Origin of the sequence: Dactylosporangium sp. CS-033363 (genome assembly GCF_050942475.1) — a bacterium.
Taxonomy (GTDB): domain Bacteria; phylum Actinomycetota; class Actinomycetes; order Mycobacteriales; family Micromonosporaceae; genus Dactylosporangium.
This window is the reverse complement of the sequence record NZ_CP192032.1, coordinates 4089256-4108689: the sequence shown is the minus strand read 5'-3', so window position 1 is coordinate 4108689 and position 19434 is coordinate 4089256. Positions and strand designations below refer to the sequence as shown.

General features: G+C 72.2%; 19 protein-coding genes. 10 read left to right on the top strand and 9 right to left on the bottom strand.

Annotation, left to right across the window (positions count from 1 at the left end; genetic code table 11):
• Positions 1-115 precede the first annotated feature (115 nt).
• The 4 genes from ACQPZ4_RS19050 to ACQPZ4_RS19035 are packed head-to-tail and all read right to left on the bottom strand — an operon-like array spanning position 116 to position 6295.
• Positions 116-1330, bottom strand: coding sequence for a cysteine desulfurase-like protein (locus ACQPZ4_RS19050; RefSeq protein WP_433062679.1), 1215 nt, complete (start codon positions 1328-1330; stop codon positions 116-118).
• A gap of 5 nt (positions 1331-1335) precedes the next feature.
• Positions 1336-5046, bottom strand: coding sequence for an FHA domain-containing protein (locus ACQPZ4_RS19045; RefSeq protein ID WP_433062676.1), 3711 nt, complete (start codon positions 5044-5046; stop codon positions 1336-1338).
• Positions 5047-5095: 49 nt separating this feature from the next.
• Positions 5096-5539, bottom strand: coding sequence for a CBS domain-containing protein (locus ACQPZ4_RS19040; RefSeq protein ID WP_433062674.1), 444 nt, complete (start codon positions 5537-5539; stop codon positions 5096-5098).
• Between the two features lie 54 nt (positions 5540-5593).
• Complete coding sequence (locus tag ACQPZ4_RS19035; RefSeq protein ID WP_433062672.1) at positions 5594-6295, bottom strand: SDR family oxidoreductase; 702 nt, start codon at positions 6293-6295, stop codon at positions 5594-5596.
• Between the two features lie 68 nt (positions 6296-6363).
• Here ACQPZ4_RS19035 and ACQPZ4_RS19030 point away from each other — a divergent pair, with 68 nt between their 5' ends.
• The 3 genes from ACQPZ4_RS19030 to ACQPZ4_RS19020 all read left to right on the top strand — a co-directional run bounded on the left by ACQPZ4_RS19030 (position 6364) and on the right by ACQPZ4_RS19020 (position 8952).
• Positions 6364-7146, top strand: coding sequence for a helix-turn-helix transcriptional regulator (locus ACQPZ4_RS19030; protein ID WP_433062670.1), 783 nt, complete (start codon positions 6364-6366; stop codon positions 7144-7146).
• A 44-nt stretch (positions 7147-7190) separates the two neighbouring features.
• Positions 7191-7409, top strand: a complete 219-nt coding sequence (locus ACQPZ4_RS19025; protein ID WP_433062667.1) for a hypothetical protein — start codon at positions 7191-7193, stop codon at positions 7407-7409.
• Between the two features lie 136 nt (positions 7410-7545).
• On the top strand, positions 7546-8952 hold the full coding sequence (locus ACQPZ4_RS19020; RefSeq protein ID WP_433062664.1) for a DEAD/DEAH box helicase: 1407 nt from the start codon (positions 7546-7548) through the stop codon (positions 8950-8952).
• A 61-nt stretch (positions 8953-9013) separates the two neighbouring features.
• On the opposite strand, the gene ACQPZ4_RS19015 is transcribed toward ACQPZ4_RS19020, so the two are convergent.
• Entirely contained in the window at positions 9014-9217 is a 204-nt protein-coding gene (locus ACQPZ4_RS19015; protein WP_433062662.1) for a cold-shock protein, read from the bottom strand.
• 234 nt (positions 9218-9451) lie between these two features.
• Complete coding sequence (locus ACQPZ4_RS19010) at positions 9452-9826, bottom strand: hypothetical protein (RefSeq protein WP_433062659.1); 375 nt, start codon at positions 9824-9826, stop codon at positions 9452-9454.
• A 101-nt stretch (positions 9827-9927) separates the two neighbouring features.
• Here ACQPZ4_RS19010 and ACQPZ4_RS19005 point away from each other — a divergent pair, with 101 nt between their 5' ends.
• From ACQPZ4_RS19005 to ACQPZ4_RS18980, 6 genes are all read left to right on the top strand, one after another.
• Positions 9928-11529: a Na+/H+ antiporter gene (locus tag ACQPZ4_RS19005; RefSeq protein ID WP_433062656.1), complete on the top strand. Its 1602-nt coding sequence runs from the start codon at positions 9928-9930 to the stop codon at positions 11527-11529.
• A 105-nt stretch (positions 11530-11634) separates the two neighbouring features.
• Positions 11635-12684 (top strand): sulfate ABC transporter substrate-binding protein, encoded by a 1050-nt coding sequence (locus ACQPZ4_RS19000; RefSeq protein ID WP_433062653.1) that lies wholly within the window; start codon positions 11635-11637, stop codon positions 12682-12684.
• Positions 12681-13541 (top strand): sulfate ABC transporter permease subunit CysT, encoded by an 861-nt coding sequence (gene cysT, locus ACQPZ4_RS18995; protein ID WP_433062651.1) that lies wholly within the window; start codon positions 12681-12683, stop codon positions 13539-13541. Before ACQPZ4_RS19000 ends, cysT begins: the two co-directional genes overlap by 4 nt.
• Positions 13534-14322: a sulfate ABC transporter permease gene (locus ACQPZ4_RS18990; protein ID WP_433062648.1), complete on the top strand. Its 789-nt coding sequence runs from the start codon at positions 13534-13536 to the stop codon at positions 14320-14322. The genes cysT and ACQPZ4_RS18990 overlap by 8 nt, the downstream gene beginning before the upstream one ends.
• The gene (locus ACQPZ4_RS18985) at positions 14322-15275 is read left to right on the top strand and encodes a sulfate/molybdate ABC transporter ATP-binding protein (protein WP_433062645.1); all 954 of its coding nucleotides are present in this window, start codon (positions 14322-14324) and stop codon (positions 15273-15275) included. Before ACQPZ4_RS18990 ends, ACQPZ4_RS18985 begins: the two co-directional genes overlap by 1 nt.
• Positions 15272-15679, top strand: coding sequence for an RrF2 family transcriptional regulator (locus tag ACQPZ4_RS18980; RefSeq protein ID WP_433062643.1), 408 nt, complete (start codon positions 15272-15274; stop codon positions 15677-15679). Before ACQPZ4_RS18985 ends, ACQPZ4_RS18980 begins: the two co-directional genes overlap by 4 nt.
• Here ACQPZ4_RS18980 and ACQPZ4_RS18975 read toward each other — a convergent pair.
• Positions 15669-16034, bottom strand: a complete 366-nt coding sequence (locus ACQPZ4_RS18975; protein ID WP_433062640.1) for a hypothetical protein — start codon at positions 16032-16034, stop codon at positions 15669-15671. The two genes, ACQPZ4_RS18980 and ACQPZ4_RS18975, sit on opposite strands and share 11 nt — an antisense overlap.
• Before the next feature lie 14 nt (positions 16035-16048).
• Positions 16049-17335, bottom strand: a complete 1287-nt coding sequence (locus tag ACQPZ4_RS18970) for a penicillin-binding transpeptidase domain-containing protein (RefSeq protein ID WP_433062637.1) — start codon at positions 17333-17335, stop codon at positions 16049-16051.
• A gap of 504 nt (positions 17336-17839) precedes the next feature.
• Here ACQPZ4_RS18970 and ACQPZ4_RS18965 point away from each other — a divergent pair.
• On the top strand, positions 17840-18631 hold the full coding sequence (locus tag ACQPZ4_RS18965; RefSeq protein WP_433062634.1) for a hypothetical protein: 792 nt from the start codon (positions 17840-17842) through the stop codon (positions 18629-18631).
• 21 nt (positions 18632-18652) lie between these two features.
• Here the strand turns inward: ACQPZ4_RS18965 and ACQPZ4_RS18960 are convergent, their stop codons facing one another.
• Positions 18653-19396, bottom strand: coding sequence for a methyltransferase domain-containing protein (locus tag ACQPZ4_RS18960; protein ID WP_433062631.1), 744 nt, complete (start codon positions 19394-19396; stop codon positions 18653-18655).
• Between the last annotated feature and the right edge of the window lie 38 nt (positions 19397-19434).

Below are 19434 nucleotides of genomic sequence, written 5' to 3'. Positions count from 1 at the left end.
AATCCTGCCGTCACTCTAGAACCGGCCTCGCCCTCGGCAGCCAGGATCGGTGGAATCCATCGCACGACCGATTCGTTCAGGACGCGATGCGCGGCCGGCGGCGAGGACGGTGGGATCAGCCGGGGGTGAGCAGGAAGTCCCGCAGCCCGTCGACCGCCCGCGCGATGTCGTTCTCGTCGGTGTACGGCGCCAGCCCCAGCCGCAGACCGTACTCGTCCGGCACGGCCAGCCGGCGGAACGGCTCGTAGGCGTAGAACGACCCCGCCGGCGCCAGCACGTCCCGCGCCGCCAAAAACTCGAAGGCGTCCCACGTCCGGCGGCCCGGCAGCGTGACCAGCAGCGTCGGCGTCCGCGAGGCCGCGCGCGAATGCACGACCGCATCCCCGCCAAGCGCGGCGATCCCCGACTCAAGCAGAGCCAGAAGCCGCGTCTCGTGTACCTCGATCGCCTCCCACGAAGCCCGCAACCGCTCACGCCGCCCAGCAGAAGCACCCGGCGCAAGCGCAGCGAGAAAGTCGACGGCAGCCGTAGCACCGGCCATGATCTCGTACGGCAGGGTGCCCAGCTCGAACCGCTCCGGCACGTCGTCCGTCGCCGGCAGCAGCTTGTCCGGCCACAACGAAGCAAGCAGCGAAGGATCCGCGCCAAGGACACCACAATGCGGCCCCAGCAGCTTGTACGGCGAGCACACGAACAGATCCGCCCCCAGAGCAGGCACGTCGATCAGCGCATGCGCGGCCAGATGCACACCGTCGACGTAGACCAGGGCGCCCACGGCATGCGCGCGGTCGGCGATCAACCGCACCGGCGGCCGGGTGCCGATCAGGTTCGACGCGCCCGTGACGGCGACCAGCCGCGTCCGATCGGTGATCGCGGCCTCAACCGAAGCCGGGTCCACCTCCGACGTCACAGGGTCGAAGTCGATCCAGCGCACGGTCGCCCCGGCCCCCTCCGCCGCCTGCACCCAGGGACGGACGTTGCAGTCGTGGTCGAGCCGCGACACCACCACCTCATCCCCCGGCTGCCACTGCTTGGCCAGGGCCCGCGAAAAGTCATACGTAAGCTGCGTGGCACTCCGCCCGTACACCACCCCGCCGGCGGGCACGCCGAGCAGGTCGGCGTACGCCGAACGAAACGCCGTCACCGCATCATCGGCGTTGCGCTGGGAGCGCGAGGTCCGCCCCCGGTTGGACAGCGGCCCGGTCAGGGCAGAAGCGATCGCCGCGCCGACCGCCGAGGGCGTCTGCGTCCCCCCAGGACCGTCGAAATAGGCGATCCCAGTGGAAAGAGCCGGAAACTGACTGCGCAAGGCGGCGACGTCGTACGACATGCCGATCAGTCTCGCAGCGCCAGCGGCCCGCCGTGCCCCGGGAGGCCGCGGTCGGGTGGGATCGCGGGTTCCGTGCCGTCGCTCGCCGTGATCCCCTGAGCGCGGGTCATGTCACCCAACTGCGTGAAATAGGCACCGACCGCGGCAAGCGCGGAGCGCACCGAGGCGAGCAGCACCGAACCCGCGCGTTCGACCACGTCGGCCTCGAACCGCTCGAACGCTTGCACCCCTTCGAGCACCGCCTCCTTCAGCTCGCGCAGCAACCGCACGTCAGCGTCCGCGTACGCGTGGCACAGCGCGGTCACCTGGCGGTGCGAGACATCTGCGAGCAGCAGCTCCTTGGCGGCGGTGAGCGAACCGCGCACGAACGAGCCGTCCAGCGCGGCCACGTCGGTGTCGTAGGCGCGCACGTCCTGGTTCGGGTCGCAGAAGCCGACCGTGTACTGCCACAGCACGCGCAGGTCGTCCTGCAGCAGGCCGTCCAGGTAGCTGACCAGGAAGCGACGGTGCGCCTCCAGGACGTACTGGGCCTTGAACGGGGTCAGCTCCGCCGGGTCCTCGCCCAGCGTGGTCACGGCCGCGGTGAAGCCGTAGTCGGCGGTGAGCGCGTTCTCCATGCCGACCAGCAGGTAGACGAACCGGACCCAGGTGCGGAACAGCTCCTCGAGGGGCAGCGCCCGCAGACCGGCCTCGGTCAGGACCACGCCCCAGCGCGAGCCGAAGGACAGCCGGCGCAGGTGGCCGATCTGGTACATGGCCAGCTGGGCGTCGATCTCCGCGTGCGCGTGGTGGAGCACCTTGCGGTAGGCGGCGGTGGCGTCCAGCCCGGTGTGGTTGCGCACGATGTGCGGGCCGCCGATGTGCAGGTGGACGAACTCGGTCACGTCGAAGACGGCGCCGCCGATCGCCATCCAGTGGCCGGCCCCGTCGGTGTTGTGCCGGGCCAGGTCCGACACGTCGAAGCGGGGGCCCTGCTGGGCGTGGCCGAGGTACGTCGTGAAGACGTCCTCCCCCAGCCGCCCCTCCGCCACGAGGCGGCGGATGAACTCGCGGCCGTCGCCCGGCGCGATCTCGGTCAGGGCGCGGACCACGGCGGCGGCGAACGGGGCGCTGCCGCAGATGTAGACGTGCGCGCCGCGGCCGCCGTCCTCGACCGGGCGGAGGAGCTCACGCAGTACAACCGCGTCGGTTTGCATCATGGCGTCGACGCGCCGGCGGTGACCGTCGACCACGGTGTGGGTCTTGCCGTCGAAGGCGACGGACTTGTCGGCGCGCGAGAACGCGACCTCCAGCCGGAGCCGCCCGTCGGCCGCAGCGGCGTCGAGGACCTCGTGCTCGACGAACTCGGCGGGGGTGCGGATGCCGAGATAGAGGTGGCGCTCGCGGCCGGCCAGGAAGCCGAGGAACGGGGCGATGCCGGAGCCGGCCGCGAACATGACGACCGGCACGTCCGGGTCGGCGGGCAGCCGGAACCGGGGCGTGGGCACGATCTGCAGCGGGATCCGCTTGCGGCCCTCGGCGGCGGCGCGGCGCAGGAAGTGCGAGGCGGTGCCCTGGCGCGGGCGCGGGTACGACCACGGGGTGCGGGCCGACGTGTACTCCAGGCCGGCCACCACCAGCCGCAGCGTGGTCGCGGGTTTGCCGGGCGGCGGGGCGGAGGCGATCGAGTACAGGCGGAACGGTTCGGGCGGCACGAGCGCGCAGAACGCGTCGGGCTCCCCCGGGCCGGCCTTCCACAGCCGGGTGACGTCGTAGCCGCCCGCGTACAGCAGGTTCAGCACGTCCCACAGCTCCCACTGGTCCTCCATGCGCGCGTCGACGACGCGCTGCCAGGAGCCGACCGCGGTGAGCCGGACGAGCCGCTTGGCCACGTCCCGGCCGATCGGGCGGAGCCGCGCGAAGCGGAGCAGGGTGCGCAGCGGCAGCACGTCGACCTCGCCGAAGCCGGCCCGGCAGGCGACGGCGGCCCGCCAGCGCGGGGTGAGGCCGACGAGTTCGTCGCCGGTCGCCTGCAACGCCGCCACGGTACGGCGGACAAGCTCGTCATCGTGCTCGGCCAGCACCCCGACGCGGTCGCCGGGCTGGTGGTGCACGCCCTGCCCGGTGACGTCGAGGTCGAGGTAGCAGGTCCACCGGCCGGAGTCGCCGGTGACGACCCGGCCGCGGCGGGCGGTGCCGAACACCACCGGCGGCCCGACCGGCGGGCGGCGCTCGTCGCGGACCACGGCCAGCTCGCCGTCGACCTTGTCCCACGTGCGGTCCTTGAACAGGCCGGTGAACCGCGCGCCGGTGGTCACCTGCCGGCCGACCTTGAACGACACCTCCAGGAACCCGTACGCCTTGATCCGGTGCAGGCCCATCCAGCCCCGGTCGCCGACGTAGGCGTCGAGGACCGCGTTGTACACGCCGCGCAGGGTCGTGTTGCGGGTCTGCTCGATGTACTGGCGGACCGACACCTCCCGCAGCGCGGCGACGAGCTCCTGCCAGTGCCGCGGGAAGTACCCGGCCAGGTAGGTGCTCTGCTGCCCGACGAGCGAGCCGTAGTCGCGCCGCTCCAGGAACGCGTCGATCGCGTGGACCTGGGGCTGGGCGGTGCCGCTCGGGCTCGGCGCGCCGTCGAAGATCGGGACGCCGGCGGTGCCGACGGTCTTGGCCCACAGCACCTGGTCGAGCGGGTTGCGGGCGCGGGGGTTGGGGTCGATCTGGGGGTACACGACCTGGGTCACGTGCTGCAGGCGCTCGAGCACGACCAGCAGGGCCCGCTCGACCGCCTGCGGATCGTCGGCGACCACCGCCTCCTGCGCCTCGACCATCGCGCGCAGGACGGGCGTGAGTCCCATCGCGAACTCGGTGGTGACGAGGTAGAAGACCCGCTCGGCGGCGTTGTTCCAGGTCGGCACGAGCAGATCCAGGTTCGCCAGGGCGCGTGGCCCGGCCGGATCGCGCAGCCGCCAGTTGTAGAAGAACAGGTCGATGTAGGACACCGCGGGCTGCTGCTTGCCGAGCCGCTTCGAGACCGTCTGCCACGGCCGCAGCAGCGCGTCGGGCAGCGCGGCGGGCGGGTCGATGGCCATGTACTGGTACGCGTGCGCGAACACGCCGAGCAGTGTGGAGGCGCGCAGGAGGTACTTGTCGGGCAGCGCCTCGGGCCGCGCGTCGAGGACCGGCAGCGCGTCGAAGGCCCGCCGCAGCCCGAGCCGCCGGAACAGCTCGGGCAGCCGGTCGGTCATCTCGTCCCAGGGCCGGTGCGACTCCGGGAACGCGGTCAGCGGCGGCTCGACCGGCAGGAACCCGTGCTCCAGCGACAGGAACCCGTCCAGCTCGTGCCCGGCCTGCCGGTTGTGCGCCTCGGCCGCCTCGATGACCCGCCGGGCCGCGATGCTGGGCCGCCCCACGGGGTGCAGCGTGGTGAGCTGGCCCGCGTCCATGAGTGCCGTGACGTCGGGATCCACGAACCAGAAGGCCAGCTCGTACCGTCCGATGCGCAGCCGGTCGCCCGCTTCCAGCACGTGCCGGGTGACCCGGACGTCGTTCACGAAGGTGCCGTTGGTGCTGCCGAGGTCGGTCAGCACGAGCCGGTCCCCGTCGAATTCCAGCCGGGCGTGGCGGCGGGAGACGTCCCGGTCGTCAAGGGCGACCACAGCCGGCGCGGTGCCGCCGCCCGAGCCTCCCGCGGTGCCGCCGCCCCGGCCGAGCACGATCGGCAGCGGGCACACCCGCTCGGTGGTCTCGCGGGTGTGCCGGTCGGTGAGCCGCAGCCGGAGGTCAGGAATGGTAGATCACCGCGCGGCACAGGTCGGCCCGCGACAGCGTCCCCACGAGGGTGCCGTCGTCGACCACGGGGAGCCGGCGGATGTTCCGCTCGAGCATCACGATCGCGGCGCGGGCGAGCTCGTCGGCCGGCCGGACCGTCGCCGTGTCCCGCACCACGAGCGGGTCCACGACCCGGTCGGCGAGGGTCCGGCCGCGCTCCAGGAACAGCGCGAACGCGTCGGCGAGGGTGCCGCCGGCCGCGGTCACGTCGTCGAACCCGGGCAGCATGGCGCGCACCAGGTCCTCCTCGGCGAGCGCGCCGACGAACCGCCCGTCGTGGTCGAGCACCATGAGCTGCCCGACCTCGGACACACTGATCACCTCGGCGGCCCGGCGGATGGTCGCGCCGAGCCGGATGTACGCGGGGAACGCCGTCATGACCTCGCTGACGAGCACCCACTCAGTATCGTGACCTTGGCCACGTCTGAAGATCGGGCTTTCGGCCGATGCTTACCACGGAGCAACGGTTCCGTCGTATTGATGGAACAGTCCGGTCGGGCCGTCGTCGTCCAGCAGTGCCAGCTTCACCGCCGCCTCGGCCGCCTCAGCGGGATCGCCGTCGGCGGTCTGCGCGCGGGGGTTCAGGTCGGTCCGGCGCAGGCCCGGGGCCAGGGCGTTGACCCGGAACTCGGGCAGCGCCTGGGCATAGAACAGCGTCAGCGCGTTGAGGGCCGCCTTCGAGGAGCGATAGGCCGCGCCGGTACCGGCAGTCTGGTACATCCCGCCCGCCGCGCTCCACGTCAGCGACCCGGTTCCGCTGGAGATGTTCACGATCCGCGGATGCTTCGAGCGGCGCAGCGCCGGCAGGAACGCGTTGGTCACGGCCAGCACGCCGAACACGTTCGTCTCGTAGGTCTTGCGGAACGCGTCCACGCTGCTGTCCGGCGGCGCGCCGCCGTCGGCGATGATGCCCGCGTTGTTGACGAGGATGTCCAGCTCGGGCACGCCCGCCGCGGCCGCGTCGATGCTCGCCTGGTCGGTCACGTCGAGCCGGATCGCCCGCCCGCCGAGCGCGGCCGCCGCCTCCTCCCCCTTCGCGAGGTCCCGGGCCCCGACGTAGACGGTCAGTCCGGCCGCCGCGAGCTGCTGGGCGATGTGCCGGCCGATGCCCTTGTTGGCGCCGGTCACCAACGCCGTGGAAAAGTTGGTCATGTCATCAGCCTGGCGCGGACCGATCGGCTGTTCCAGGTACAACCGATGCCTGGAATGAAGGTGGCGCCATGGCACGGGCGGAACTGGGACGCTTCCTGCGCGACCGGCGCGAGGCCCTGCGCCCGCACGACGTCGGACTGCCCGCCGGACCCCGGCGCAGGACCCCCGGCCTGCGGCGCGAGGAGGTGGCCGGGCTGGCGGCCATGTCCGTCGAGTACTACGCCCGCCTCGAACAGGCCCGCGGCCCCCAGCCGTCCCGGCGCATCCTCGACGCGCTCGGCGCCGCCCTGCGGCTCAACCCGGCCGAGCGCACCCACCTGTTCCGCCTCGCCGGCACCGCCCCGGCCGCGCCGCCCGGACCGTCCCGCCGGGTGCGGCCCTACGTCGCCGGGCTGCTGCACCGGGTGGACGCGGCGGCGGTGGTCACCTCGGCGGCGTACGACGTGATCGCCTGGAACCCGCTCGCCGAGGCGCTGCTGACCGGCCTCGGCGACCGCCCGAACCTGGCCCGCCGGCGCTTCCTCGGCGGCCCGCCGGCGACCCCGAGCGCGGAGGAGTTCGGGCACATCGCGGTCGCCCGGCTGCGCGCCGCCGCCGACCGCTACCCGCACGACGGCCACCTCGCGCGGCTGCTCGATGAACTCAGCGTGAGCGAGGAGTTCCGCCACGTGTGGGCGCTGAACCCGGTCCGCGCCGCGGGGCACCGCTCCAAGACCGTCGAGCACCCGGCCCTCGGCAACCTGCACGTGCACTGTGACGTGCTCGAAGTCCCCGACGACGACCAGCAGGTGGTCTTCATCACGGCCGACCCGGGCTCGCCGTCCGCCAGAGCGCTACAAAAGCTTGCCTGAGCTGTGACTTTTCCGGCTCCGGTCCGGTGCTATACGGTCAGTGAGTGAGAATTGAGCGTCATTGGTGGAACGGCGACAACAGCGTGCGGGGACGTCGGGACATCTACATCCGGACCAATGGCGAGTCCTGGGAGGTCGAGGCCCGGGTCGGCGGGGGTTCCGGCCGCTCGAAGATCCACCAGTGCCCCGGCCAGCAGTCGGCCGAGATCCTGGCCGGCGCGTGGCGGGCCGGGAGCAGCCGGTGGCAGGTTGTGACGCCCTGATCACCTTCTCGGGGGATCAGGTAGACTGACGACGAGGCCGCCTGCGTGGCGGCCGCGCTCGATGTCCCTTGCCACGTTGCCGCGGCCACGACGGCCAGCGCCGGGCGGGATATCCCCTTCGACGTTCGGAGAGTTCATGGCGGCCCGCCGCCCTACGTTTGCTGATCTTGGCGTGCCCAGCGCGCTCACCCGTGTCCTCGCGGCGAACGGCGTTGACAGCCCGTTCCCGATCCAGGCCGCGACCCTGCCCGACGCGCTCGCCGGGCGCGACGTCCTCGGCCGGGGCCGCACCGGCTCCGGCAAGACCTACGCCTTCGTGCTCGCGGTCCTGACCAGGCTCGCCGCCACCGCCAAGCCCAAGCGGGCGGCGGGTCGGCCGCGCGCGCTGATCCTGGCCCCGACCCGCGAACTGGCCACCCAGATCCACACCGTGATGGCGCCCCTGGCCCAGGCGGTCGGCCTGCGCACCGCCACCGTCTTCGGCGGCGTCGCGTCCGGCCCGCAGGTCACCGCGCTGCGCAACGGCGTCGACGTGCTGGTCGCCTGCCCGGGCCGGCTCGCCGACCTGGTCGACGCCGGCCACGCCCGCCTCGACGCGATCGAGATCACGGTGCTGGACGAGGCCGATCACATGGCCGACCTCGGGTTCCTGCCCGTGGTACGGCGCCTGCTCGACCAGACCCCGCGCACCGGGCAGCGCCTGCTGTTCTCGGCCACGCTGGACGCCGGCGTCGACGTGCTCGTGCGGCGGTACCTCGACAAGCCGGTCGAGCACAGCGTCGACACCGCGCTCTCCCCGGTCGCGGCGATGACCCACCACGTGCTGCACGTGCACGCCGAGGACCGCTTCGCGGTGCTGGTCGAGCTGACCGCGGCGCCCGGGCGGACCGTGGTGTTCACCCGCACCAAGCGCGGGGCGAAGGCGCTCACCCGCCGGCTCGTCACCGCCGGGGTGCCGGCCGTGGAGCTGCACGGGAACCTGGCCCAGGCGGCCCGGACCCGCAACCTGCGCGCCTTCTCCGACGGGGACGTGCGCACGCTCGTGGCCACGGACATCGCGGCGCGGGGCATCGACGTGGAGGACGTGGCGCTCGTCGTGCACGCGGACCCGCCGTCGGAGCACAAGGCGTACCTGCACCGCTCGGGCCGCACCGCCCGCGCCGGCGCGACCGGCACCGTGGTCACGCTGATGACCGCCGGCCAGGCGGCCGAGGTGCAGGAGCTGACCCGCAAGGCCGGGATCAAGGCGACGACCACGCGGCTGCGGCCGGGTGACCCGCTGCTGCACACCCTGGCCCCGGGCGAGCGGGTGCTGATCCCGCAGCCGACGGCGTCGCCGGAGTCGGCCGCGCCGATCTCGAACGGCCGTTCCCAGCGCAAGCCGCAGTCCACCAACAGCGGCCGGGGCCGGCGGACCGGTGCCAAGCCGGCGGCCGCCTCCACCCGGCACGCTCCTGCGGAGACCGTGGCGGCGCAGCCGCGATCCGGTGGTGCCGCCGCCTTCTCGGCCCGGGCTCGGGCCGGCCGGCGCGGCGGGCGTTAATCACCAACAGAAACGGCGCCCGGCCACATTGGCCGGGCGCCGTTCACTGTTCATCTGTGGTTCAGATGGCGCGGATGTTCGCGGCCTGCGGGCCCTTCTGGCCCTGCGTGATCTCGAACTCGACCCGCTGGTTCTCCTCGAGGCTGCGGAAGCCGCCCGCGGAGATCGCGGAGTAGTGCGCGAACACGTCCGGCCCGCCGCCATCGGGCGAGATGAAGCCGAAGCCCTTTTCCGCGTTGAACCACTTCACAGTGCCGACGGTCATAGCTGTCTCCTTCGCAGAGCAGTCGGAGGCCACACCGTGTGACCTCGCTCGCGTCGCCGCTTTGATGACCCTGCTTCCGGAAACCCGGCAATACTGACCGCGCCCGTGGGTGCGATACCCACGGGCGCGGCAACGTATGTGGAAATCAAGCTTGCAACACGCCAACTTTAGCACGGGCCAGGCCGGCGCAATGGCCACCGCCATCGATTTCGCCCAGTTGGGGGAGCGGGTGAGTCAGTAGGAGAAGGTCGTCGCCCCGGCATCACCGATCCACTCCCACATCGGCACGGTCCCGCCGAGGGTGGCGCCATCGATGAGCGCGCCCTTGTCGAGATGCCGGGCGTCGAAGCAGATCGGGCAGACGAGGTACCGCCCGCCGGCCGCCGCGTACCGGGCGATCAGGGCGGCCAGGGGCGGGCAGCCCTCGCAGGCCACCGCCGTCGCCACCCCGGCCACGGCCAGCCGGGCCGCCTCCTTGGTCAGGAACATCAGGGTCGGCCGGCCCGACTCGGCCGCCCCGACGGCCACGAGGAACGCCACCGTGACCCGTTCCGCGTCCTCCAGGCCCGTGATCAGGCTGACCACGGCCTTCCCGCTCGCAACTGTCATGGCCGGGACGCTAGCCACGGCGCCGGGGCCGGGCCTGGGCAGAAATCCCCATATTGGCACGCGCCCGGCGAGGTGGCTGAACGCGACATAAGGTCAACAGGGTGAGTCCCGAGACGTTGCTGCTGCTCGCCCTGGGCGCCCTGGCCATCGTGGCGGCGGTGCGCTGGATCGGCGAGCGGACCGGCCTGCCCGCCGCCGCGCTGCTGCCGGTCGTCGGCATCCTCTACGCGCTGCTGCCCGGGCCGAACATCTCGCTGGACCCGCACATCGCGCTCACGTTCATCCTGCCGCCGCTGCTGTACTCCGCGGCGCTCGACTCGTCCCTGCTCGCCATTCGCGCCAACCTGCGGATCGTGATCGGCCTGTCGGTGCTGCTGGTGCTGGCCACGGCGCTGCTGATCGGGGCCGGGTTCGCGCTGTTCGTGGCCGGGGCGACGCTCGCCGCCGGGGTGGCCGTCGGGGCCGCCTGCGCGCCGCCGGACCCGGTGGCGGCGCTGGCCGTCGGGCGCAAGGTCGGGCTGCCGCCGCGGCTGATCACGATCATCCAGGGTGAGGGGCTGCTCAACGACGCCACGGCGCTGACCATCCTCAACGTCGCGGTGGCGGCGGCCGTCGGCGGGCACTTCTCGGCCCCGATGGCGGCCGGGCTGTTCCTGCTCGCGGCGGCCGGCGGCACCGCGGTCGGCATCGGGGTGGCCTACCTGGTGCGGATGCTGCGCCCGATCGCCAAGGACGCGCTGCTGGCCAACGCCCTGTCGCTGGCCACGCCGTTCGTCGCCTATCTCGTCGGCGAGCGCCTGCACGTCAGCGGCGTGCTCGCGGTGGTCGTGGCCGGGCTGATCGTCGGGCACGACACGCCGCGCTCGGGGACCGGGGCCAGCCGGCTGCAGACCAGTGCCGTGTGGCGGCTGGTCGACTTCCTGCTCGAGGGGCTCGTGTTCCTGCTCATCGGGCAGCAGCTGCCGGCGGTGTTGCGGGGGCTCAGGCAGTACACGGCGGGAACCATCGTGACCGCGCTGGTCATCTCGGTGGGCGTGACCCTGCTGCTGCGGCCGGTGTGGCTGGTGCTGACGCAGGCCGCGCACCTGCTGCTGCGCCGCGAGGACGAGGGGCTGGCCGGGCGCGAGATCGCCGCCCTGAGCTGGGCCGGGACCCGCGGCGTGATCAGCCTGGCCGCGGTGTTCACGATCCCGCTGACGACCGACGCCGGCGAGCCGTTCCCGGACCGGGACCTGCTGCTGTTCTGCACGTTCGTGGTGGTGCTGGTCACGCTGGTCGGGCAGGGGCTGTCGTTCGCGCCGCTGGTCCGGCTGCTGAAGCTGCGGCACAACGCGGTCGACGACGCGCGGGAGCGCAACGAGGCGCGGGCGGCGACGGTGCACGCGGCGCTCGACCGGCTCGACGACCTCGACCAGGACGAGCCGGCCGAGCGGGCCGAGATCGACGCGCTGCGGCGCAAGCTCAAGGAGCGGCTGCAACGGTACGAGCACCGCCTCGACCTGCTCAAGGACGCCGATTCGGACGAGTTGCCGGTGTCGGAGCGCTACGAGGCCGGCCTGCGCATCCGGCGGCTGGCGATCGAGGCGCAGCGCGAGGAGCTGCTGCGCCGCCGGGACGCGGGGCTGCTGTCGGACGAGGCGCTGCGCCGGTTGGAGCGCGAACTCGACCACGAGGAGCGGGTCCTTCCCGACCGTCCCGCGTAATCCCATCTGGTGAGTGGGATTGACGAACGAGGGCCGTCTTCACTACATTACCTACTCACTAAGTAGACAACGTAGAGAATGACCTCCCCCCAAGGATGGCCCCCCGTGAAGCTGCGTACCCGCGCGCTCGCCGTCAGTGCCGCGTTCCTCCTCCCCGGGACCGCGCTGACCGCCTGCGCCGGCACCGCCGACAACTCGACCTCCGCGGACAGCGGCGGCGCCGTGACCCTGTCGCTCGTCGCGTACTCGACCCCGCAGGCGGCGTACGAGCAGCTCATCGCCGCGTTCCAGAAGACCGCCGCCGGCAAGAACGTCAAGTTCACCCAGTCCTACGGCGCCTCCGGCGACCAGAGCCGGGCGGTGGCCAGCGGCCTCAAGGCCGACGTCGTCGCGTTCTCGCTGGAGCCGGACATCACCCGCCTGGTGACCGCCAAGCTGGTCGACGCCAGCTGGAACAGCGACCAGTACAAGGGCATGATCACCGACTCCGTCGCGGTCATCGGCACCCGCAAGGGCAACCCGAAGAACCTCAAGACGTGGGACGACCTGACCAAGCCGGGCGTGCAGGTGCTGACCCCGAACCCGTTCACCTCGGGCGGCGCCAAGTGGAACATCCTGGCCGCCTACGGGGCCAAGACGAACAAGGGCAAGGACGCGGCGGCCGGGGCGGCGTTCCTCGACTCGCTGTTCAAGAACGTTCCGGTGCAGGACAACAGCGGCCGCGCCTCGCTGCAGACGTTCACCAGCGGCAAGGGGGACGCCTTCATCTCGTACGAGAACGAGGCCCTCTTCGCCCAGAAGAACGGGCAGGCCGTGGACTACACCGTGCCCGACGACACCATCCTGATCGAGAACCCGATCGCGGTGACCAGCAACAGCACCCACCCGGCCGAGGCCAAGGCGTTCGTGGACTTCCTGCACACGGCCGAGGCGCAGAAGATCTGGGCCGACAACGGCTACCGGCCGGTGGTCAAGGACGCCGGCGGGCGCACCTTCCCGACCCCGTCCGGCCTGTTCACCATCGCCGACCTGGGCGGCTGGTCGAAGGTGAACAAGGACCTGTTCGACCCGGGCAACAGCGTGATGGCGTCCATCGAGCAGAAGCTGGGCATCTCCACCTCGGCCGCCCCGAGCCCGGCGGCGTCCAAGGGATGACCGCCACCGCCGTCAGCAAGCCCACCGGGTCCGGCACCGCGCCGGGCCCGGCCGGGCCGCGTGCGCACCGCCCCCGGCCCCGCGTCGGCACGGCGCTCAGCCTGGGCACGGCGGTGCTGTACCTCAGCCTGATCGTGCTCATCCCGCTCGCCGCCGTCGTGTGGCGCTCCACCGAGGGCGGCTGGGACACGTTCTGGCGCGCCGTGCGCACCCCCGACGCCTGGGCCGCCCTGGAGCTCACGGTCGGCGCCTCGTTGATCGTCGCACTGATCAACGTCGTCATGGGCACCGTCATCGCGTGGGTGCTGGAGCGCGACAAGTTCCCCGGCAAGGGCGTCGTCGACACGCTCATCGACCTGCCGTTCGCGCTGCCGACGATCGTGGCCGGCCTGGTGCTGCTGGCGCTGTACGGGACCAACAGCCCGATCGGCATCAACATCGCCTACACCCGCATCAGCGTCGGGGTCGCGCTGCTGTTCGTGACGCTGCCGTTCGTGGTGCGCACCGTGCAGCCCGTCCTGCGCGAGCTGGACAAGGACATGGAGCAGGCGGCGTACTCGCTCGGCGCCTCCCCCGCCACCACGTTCCGCCGGATCATCCTGCCGAACCTGGCCCCGGCCATGATCTCGGGCGCGGGGCTGGCGTTCACGCGGGCGATCGCGGAGTACGGCTCGACGAACCTGCTCACCGGGAGCATCCCGTTCGAGACCCAGGTGTCCGCGGTGAACATTTTCGGTCGCATCGAGAGCGACGACACCACGTCGGCGGCGGCCATCTCCACCGTGCTGCTCGTTGTCGCGTTCGTCGTGCTGATCGCCCTCGACCTCTTCCAGCGCTGGAGTGCCCGCCGTGGCTAAGTACCCGTTGCGCATCCTGGCGCTCGTCTACCTGCTGTTCCTGCTCGTGCTGCCGGTCGGCCTGGTCATCTGGCGCACGTTCGAGCACGGGCTGAAGCCGGTCATCGACACGCTCACGTCGGAGACCGCCACCCACGCGTTCGCCGTCACGCTGTCCGTGGCGGTCTGGTCGGTGCTGGCCAACACGCTGTTCGGCATCCTGGCCGCGCTGCTGCTCGTGCGGCACCGCTTCCCCGGCAAGCGCCTGCTCGGCGCGCTCATCGACCTGCCCCTGGCCGTGTCGCCGGTGGTCGTCGGCCTCGCCCTGATCCTCGTGTACGGCAAGTTCGCCCCCGCCGGCGGCTGGCTCGAACGCAACGGGCTGCAGATCATCTTCTCGCTGCCCGGCATGGTCCTCGCCACGATCTTCGTCTCCCTCCCCCTCGTCGTGCGCGCGATCGTGCCGGTGCTGGAGGAGATGGGCGACGAGCAGGAACAGGCCGCCCACACCCTCGGCGCCTCGCGCTGGCAGACGTTCCTGCGGATCACGATCCCCGGCATCCGCGGCGCCCTCGGCTACGGCGTGGTGCTCTGCCTGGCCCGCGCGCTCGGCGAGTACGGCGCGGTCGCCGTCGTCTCCGGCCGCCTGGTCGGGCAGACCCAGACGGCGACGCTGTTCGTCGAGGAGCGGTACCAGAACTACGACCAGACGGCGGCGTTCACCACCGCCAGCGCGCTGGCCCTGATCGCGATCGTGATCCTGCTCATCACCAAGCTCCTGCGGCCGAAAGAGAACGCCTGATGGCCATCGAAGTGCGCGACGTGAACAAGTCGTTCGGCAAGACGCCGGTGCTGCGCGACATCTCCGTCGACATCGCCTCCGGCTCGCTGACCGCGCTGCTCGGCCCGAGCGGCGGCGGCAAGTCGACCCTGCTGCGCGTGATCGCCGGCCTGGAGCGGCCCGACACCGGCTCCGTGCACATCAACGAGGTCGACGCGACCGGGCTCACCCCGCAGCGGCGCAACGTCGGCTTCGTGTTCCAGCACTACGCGGCGTTCAAGCACATGACGGTGTACCGCAACGTCGCCTTCGGCCTCGAGGTGCGCCGCCGCCCGAAGGCCGACATCCGCAAGCGGGTCATGGAACTGCTCGAACTCGTGCACCTCGACCAGTTCGCCGACCGCTACCCCGCGCAGCTGTCCGGCGGGCAGCGCCAGCGGATGGCCCTGGCCCGCGCCCTGGCCCCGGAGCCGCAGGTGCTGCTGCTCGACGAGCCGTTCGGCGCCCTCGACGCGCAGGTGCGCAAGGAGCTGCGCACGTGGCTGCGCCGGCTGCACGACGAGGTGCACGTGACCACGGTGTTCGTGACCCACGACCAGGAGGAGGCGATGGACGTCGCCGACTCGATCGTGGTGCTCGCCGACGGGGTCGTGCAGCAGGTCGGCACCCCGCACGACATCTACGAGAACCCGGCCAACCCGTTCGTGATGAGCTTCCTCGGCCCGGTCACGCACCTGGACGGCAAGCTGGTGCGCCCGCACGACGTGGCGCTGTCGCGCGAGCCCGGAGGCACGCCGGCGACCGTCACCCGGATCGTCTCGCTCGGCTTCGAGGTGCGCATCGAGGCCCGCGCGGGCGAGCGCGACGTCTGGGCCCAGCTGACCCGGGCCGGCGCGAAGGCGATCGACGTCAAACCCGGCGACACGGTGTACTTCAGCCCGTCCGCCGAGGCCCGCACCCTGGCCGCCGTGTGACGGCGTCGGTCCGCATGCTGCCCAAGCGCATCGAGTACTCGATCCGGGCCCTGGTCGCGCTGGCCGGGGCCGCCCCGCAGACGGTCAAGGCCCAGGACGTGGCCGACGCCCAGGCCATTCCGGCCGGGTACCTCTACGACCTGCTCGCCGACCTGCGCCGGGCCGACCTGGTGCAGGTGCAGCGGGGCACCGGCGGCGGGTACGCACTCGCCCACCCGCCCGCGTCGCTGACCCTGGGCGAGATCGTGCGCCGCCTGGACGGGCCCGGCCAGGACCCGCCGGCGGGCGACGACCTGCCGCCGGACCGGGCGATCGAGCGGCTGCACTCGCTGTGGGACCGGGCCAACCGGGTCCGCCTGGACTACCTCGACGCCGTCACCCTCGCCGACCTCATCAACCACTGACCCGCGGCTCGGTGTACCAGGCCCGCACGCTCGGCTGGACCAGCAGCACCAGGTACACGACCGGCCAGAGCGCCTGCGTGATCCCGCCCCGCACGTTGCCGGCGACGACCCAGCCGGCCGCGAGCACGAGGCCGAGGGCGCAGAGCACGAACAGCACGATCCGGGCCCAGTACCTGCCCAGCTGCAGCGCCCGCGCCAGGCCCAGATACAGCGCGCCGTAGACCAGCTGGCCGAGGCTCACCAGCAGGTGCACTCCGAGGCCGAGCAGCGCCGAGGCGACCAGCAGCGCGCCGCCGATGTACAGCAGCACCGCCAGCACGGTCACCAGCGGCGGCGCGGTGCGACGTCCGTTCACGCTGTCTGCTCCCGTCAGCCCTTGATGGCGAGTTCCTGCGGCGGCGCCGTGAAGTCCCGGGCCGGCAGGGGCGCGAGGCCGTCGCGCTGCACGGTGGCGATCGCGGCGATGGCCTTGCCCGGGACGTCCGTCGCGAGCGGGGCCGTGGCCGTGCCGCCGTACTGGCCCGGGGCCGCGCCGATCATGCCGGCCGTGACCAGCTGCGGCGCCGCGACCACGAGGGAGAAGTTCTGGCGGTTCGCGCCCTGCCCCGACTGGCCCGCCACGGGACGGCCGACGGTGGCGCGGACAGTGGTCGCGGGGACGGTACCGCCGCCGCATTTGTCGCCGAACGCGGACTTGTCGCCGACCGGGCACCGCGCGGCGTCGAGCGCGGCTCGGGCCACCTCCGGGCGCAGGACCTGCTCGCAGCGCGGGCCGATGCCCTCGACTGCCTGCCCGCCGGCGTCGTCGACCTTGGCCACGGGCACCGGGTCGCAGCGCTTGCCGTCGGCGGCCAGCGTGGCGTAGGCGTTGGCCAGGTCGAGCGTCGTGGTCGCCGAGACACCCAGCGTGAACGAGCCCCACATCTTGCCGTTGTCGCTGAGCATCTTGTCCGCGGGCGCCCGGAACCCGATGCCGAGGCGCTTGGACATGGCGATCACGGTGTCCGCGCCGAGCTGCTCCTCCAGCGGGATGAAGTACGTCACGACCGCGTGCCGGAACGCGTCCCACATGGTGCGCCTGCCCGACAGGTACGCCGGGTCGCCGCTGTTCGCCGGGCAGTAGTGCGGCCCGTCGCACGCCGCCGGGCTGTTCGGGTCGATGACGTACTTCGACGTGTACCGCCGCTTCGTGTCGATCGCGTGGTCCAGCGTCAGCCCGCTCTCCAGCGCCGCCGCGAGCGTGAACATCAGGAACGGCGCGCCGGCCTGGTCCCCGGGCGTCTCGGCGTTCCCGGCGACCAGCGGGTCCACGAGGTCGGGCCCGGACGCGCGCCACGGCGGCTGCCCCTGGTCCGTCGGGCTCGGGCTGGGCTGCGGCGGCCGCCGGAAGTTGCGGTTGACCGCCATCGCCCGGATCAGGCCGGTCCCGGGCTCGATCGTGGCCAGCGTGAAGAGCTTGCCGTCGCCGACCGCCACCACCTGGTCGACCCGCTGCTTGGCGCCCTGCTGCAGCTGCGGGTCGAGCGAACCGCCGATCTTGTACCCGCCGTGCCGCAACCGATCGCGCCGCTGCCCCTCGTCGTCGCCGAAGGCCGCCTGCCCGAGCCACCACGTGACGACGGCGTCGCAGTAGTACCCCCAGTCGTTCACCGGCACCCGCAGGCAGCTCTCGCGGGGGTCCTCGGTGTCGAACCGGGCGACGAGCGTCTTGCCGTCGGCCGCGTACAGCTCCGACGCCTTCTGCTCGCTATTTATTGACGGGTCGTTCGGGATTGGCGCTGCCTCGTCGCGGGTCTGCCACACGACGATCCCGGCGACCGCGGCGAGCACCGCGACGGCGGCCGCGGCGATCACGGCCCTGCTCCTGGACCGCCCGGGCCGGCGCGGCGACTCCAGGATCGACTCAGTGTGTGACTCTCCGGCCATCGCTGCCCCCGCTGCTCGGTCACCGTGAGGGCATGAGCATACCGATCTATGCCCCCGGTGCTTGGTCAATGTGCTCACGGTTTGGTTGCGTTGGCTCGCCGCACTGTCGGCTATCCGGCACCGTCTGGATCTCGGGGGTGCGCGCTCGACCTCGTGGCGTGGCGCGTCTACCCTTCGCCGGGGGCGACATCCGGCCGCCCGCCTGGAGGAACGAGCATGAAATCCAGCAGTCGCGTGCTGCTCGCGGTGTTATTGTCCGGCGCCCTGGCCCTCACGTCGGCCTGCAGCGGGGACGACAAGACCGATAAAACCGACAAAGGCGGCGCCGCGAACACCTCGGCGGGCCCGGCCGGCACCGGCGACGCCCGCGCCGACCTGACCAACGCCTTCAACAAGCTCGCCGGCGTCCCCGCGACCTACTCGACGTCGTCCGCGGCGGGCGGCAACGCCGGGACCAAGCTCACCGGCTCGACCGACCCGGCCAAGAAGTCCAGCACCGCCAAGATGACCGTCACCGCGGCCGAACAGCAGGTCAACGCCGACGTCATCATCGTCGGCACCGACGTGTACGTGAAGGTCAGCAAGGAGATCCCGAACGTCGACGCCAAGAAGTGGATGCGCGTCGACAGCGCCAAGACCTCCCTGGCCAAGCTGGGCCTGGGCAACCCGGCCGACCCGGCGGGCATCAAGGGCTTCGCCGACGCGATCGTGACGGCCGAGCGCACCGGCACCGGCGCGTACACGGGCACCTTCGACCTGACCAAGCGCCCGTCCCCGGCGACGACCGCCGACATGATCCAGAAGATGGGCGACGCCGCGAAGAAGGTCCCGTTCGAGGCCACCGTCAGCCCCGACGGCTACCTCGCGAGCCTGTCGTTCAAGACCGAGGCCGTCGGCCGCCAGGTCCCCCCGACCACGTCGACGACCACGTTCAGCGACTTCGGCAAGGCCGTGAAGATCAGCAAGCCGGCCGCGTCGGAGATCCAGCCGACGAACGCCGCCTTCCTGGCCCAGTTCGCGGCCTGACACTCCCGGGTATCGCTTGCCTCACAGCGGCAGGCGATACACCGAGACGTGCGACCCTGACTCCCCCGTGAACTCCGCGCCGGACCAGTCGGCGTGCCGGGTCTCCAGCGTGAACCCCGCGAGCTGCCCCATCAGGTCGAGTTCGGCCGGCCAGATGTACCGGTGCGGGCTGCGCGTCAACCGGGCCTGCCGCGCCCCGCCGAAGTCGAACGTGAAGTGGTGCGACACGATCCGCTGATTGAGCACGTCGAAGGTGTCGAGCCCGACATATCCCGGCTGCGACCCGAACACCACGGCGTCCTGCCCGGGCGGCAGCCGCCGCAGGTCCGGCACCCACAGCTCCACCACGAACCGCCCGCCCGGCCCGAGATGCCGGGCCGCGTTGCGGAAACACGCGACCTGCTCGCCCTGCGTCAGCAGATTCGAGATCGTGTTGAAGACCAGATAGACCAGGGTGTACTCCCCAGGCGCCGTCGCATGCGCCATGTCCCCCGCCACCACCGGAATGGTCGCCTCGTCGGCCTTCTCGCGCAGGCGCCGCAGCATCGGCCCGGACAGCTCGATCCCGGTCACCGGCACGCCCGCGGCGCGCAGCGGGACCGCGATGCGCCCGGTGCCGATCGCGAACTCCAGCGCGGGCCCGCCCGCGGCCAGCGCGGCGAGGCGGGCCACGGCCGGTTCCACCACGGCCGGAGCGAACATCCCCTCGCCGGGGGTGTCATAGGCGTCGGCGATCTCGTCGTCCCACGGCTCGTCAGGTGGCATGGTTCGACCCTTTCGGACCGCGACACCCCATGTCCAGC

Bases quoted from the DNA above. Each gene is read 5' to 3' on its own strand.
- ACQPZ4_RS19050 (WP_433062679.1), bottom strand. From the start codon at position 1,330: ATGTCGTACGACGTCGCCGCCTTGCGCAGTCAGTTTCCGGCTCTTTCC.
- ACQPZ4_RS19035 (WP_433062672.1), bottom strand. From the start codon at position 6,295: ATGACCAACTTTTCCACGGCGTTGGTGACCGGCGCCAACAAGGGCATC.
- ACQPZ4_RS19030 (WP_433062670.1), top strand. From the start codon at position 6,364: ATGGCACGGGCGGAACTGGGACGCTTCCTGCGCGACCGGCGCGAGGCC.
- ACQPZ4_RS19020 (WP_433062664.1), top strand. From the start codon at position 7,546: ATGGCGGCCCGCCGCCCTACGTTTGCTGATCTTGGCGTGCCCAGCGCG.
- ACQPZ4_RS19015 (WP_433062662.1), bottom strand. From the start codon at position 9,217: ATGACCGTCGGCACTGTGAAGTGGTTCAACGCGGAAAAGGGCTTCGGC.
- ACQPZ4_RS19010 (WP_433062659.1), bottom strand. From the start codon at position 9,826: ATGACAGTTGCGAGCGGGAAGGCCGTGGTCAGCCTGATCACGGGCCTG.
- cysT (WP_433062651.1), top strand. From the start codon at position 12,681: ATGACCGCCACCGCCGTCAGCAAGCCCACCGGGTCCGGCACCGCGCCG.
- ACQPZ4_RS18985 (WP_433062645.1), top strand. From the start codon at position 14,322: ATGGCCATCGAAGTGCGCGACGTGAACAAGTCGTTCGGCAAGACGCCG.
- ACQPZ4_RS18960 (WP_433062631.1), bottom strand. From the start codon at position 19,396: ATGCCACCTGACGAGCCGTGGGACGACGAGATCGCCGACGCCTATGAC.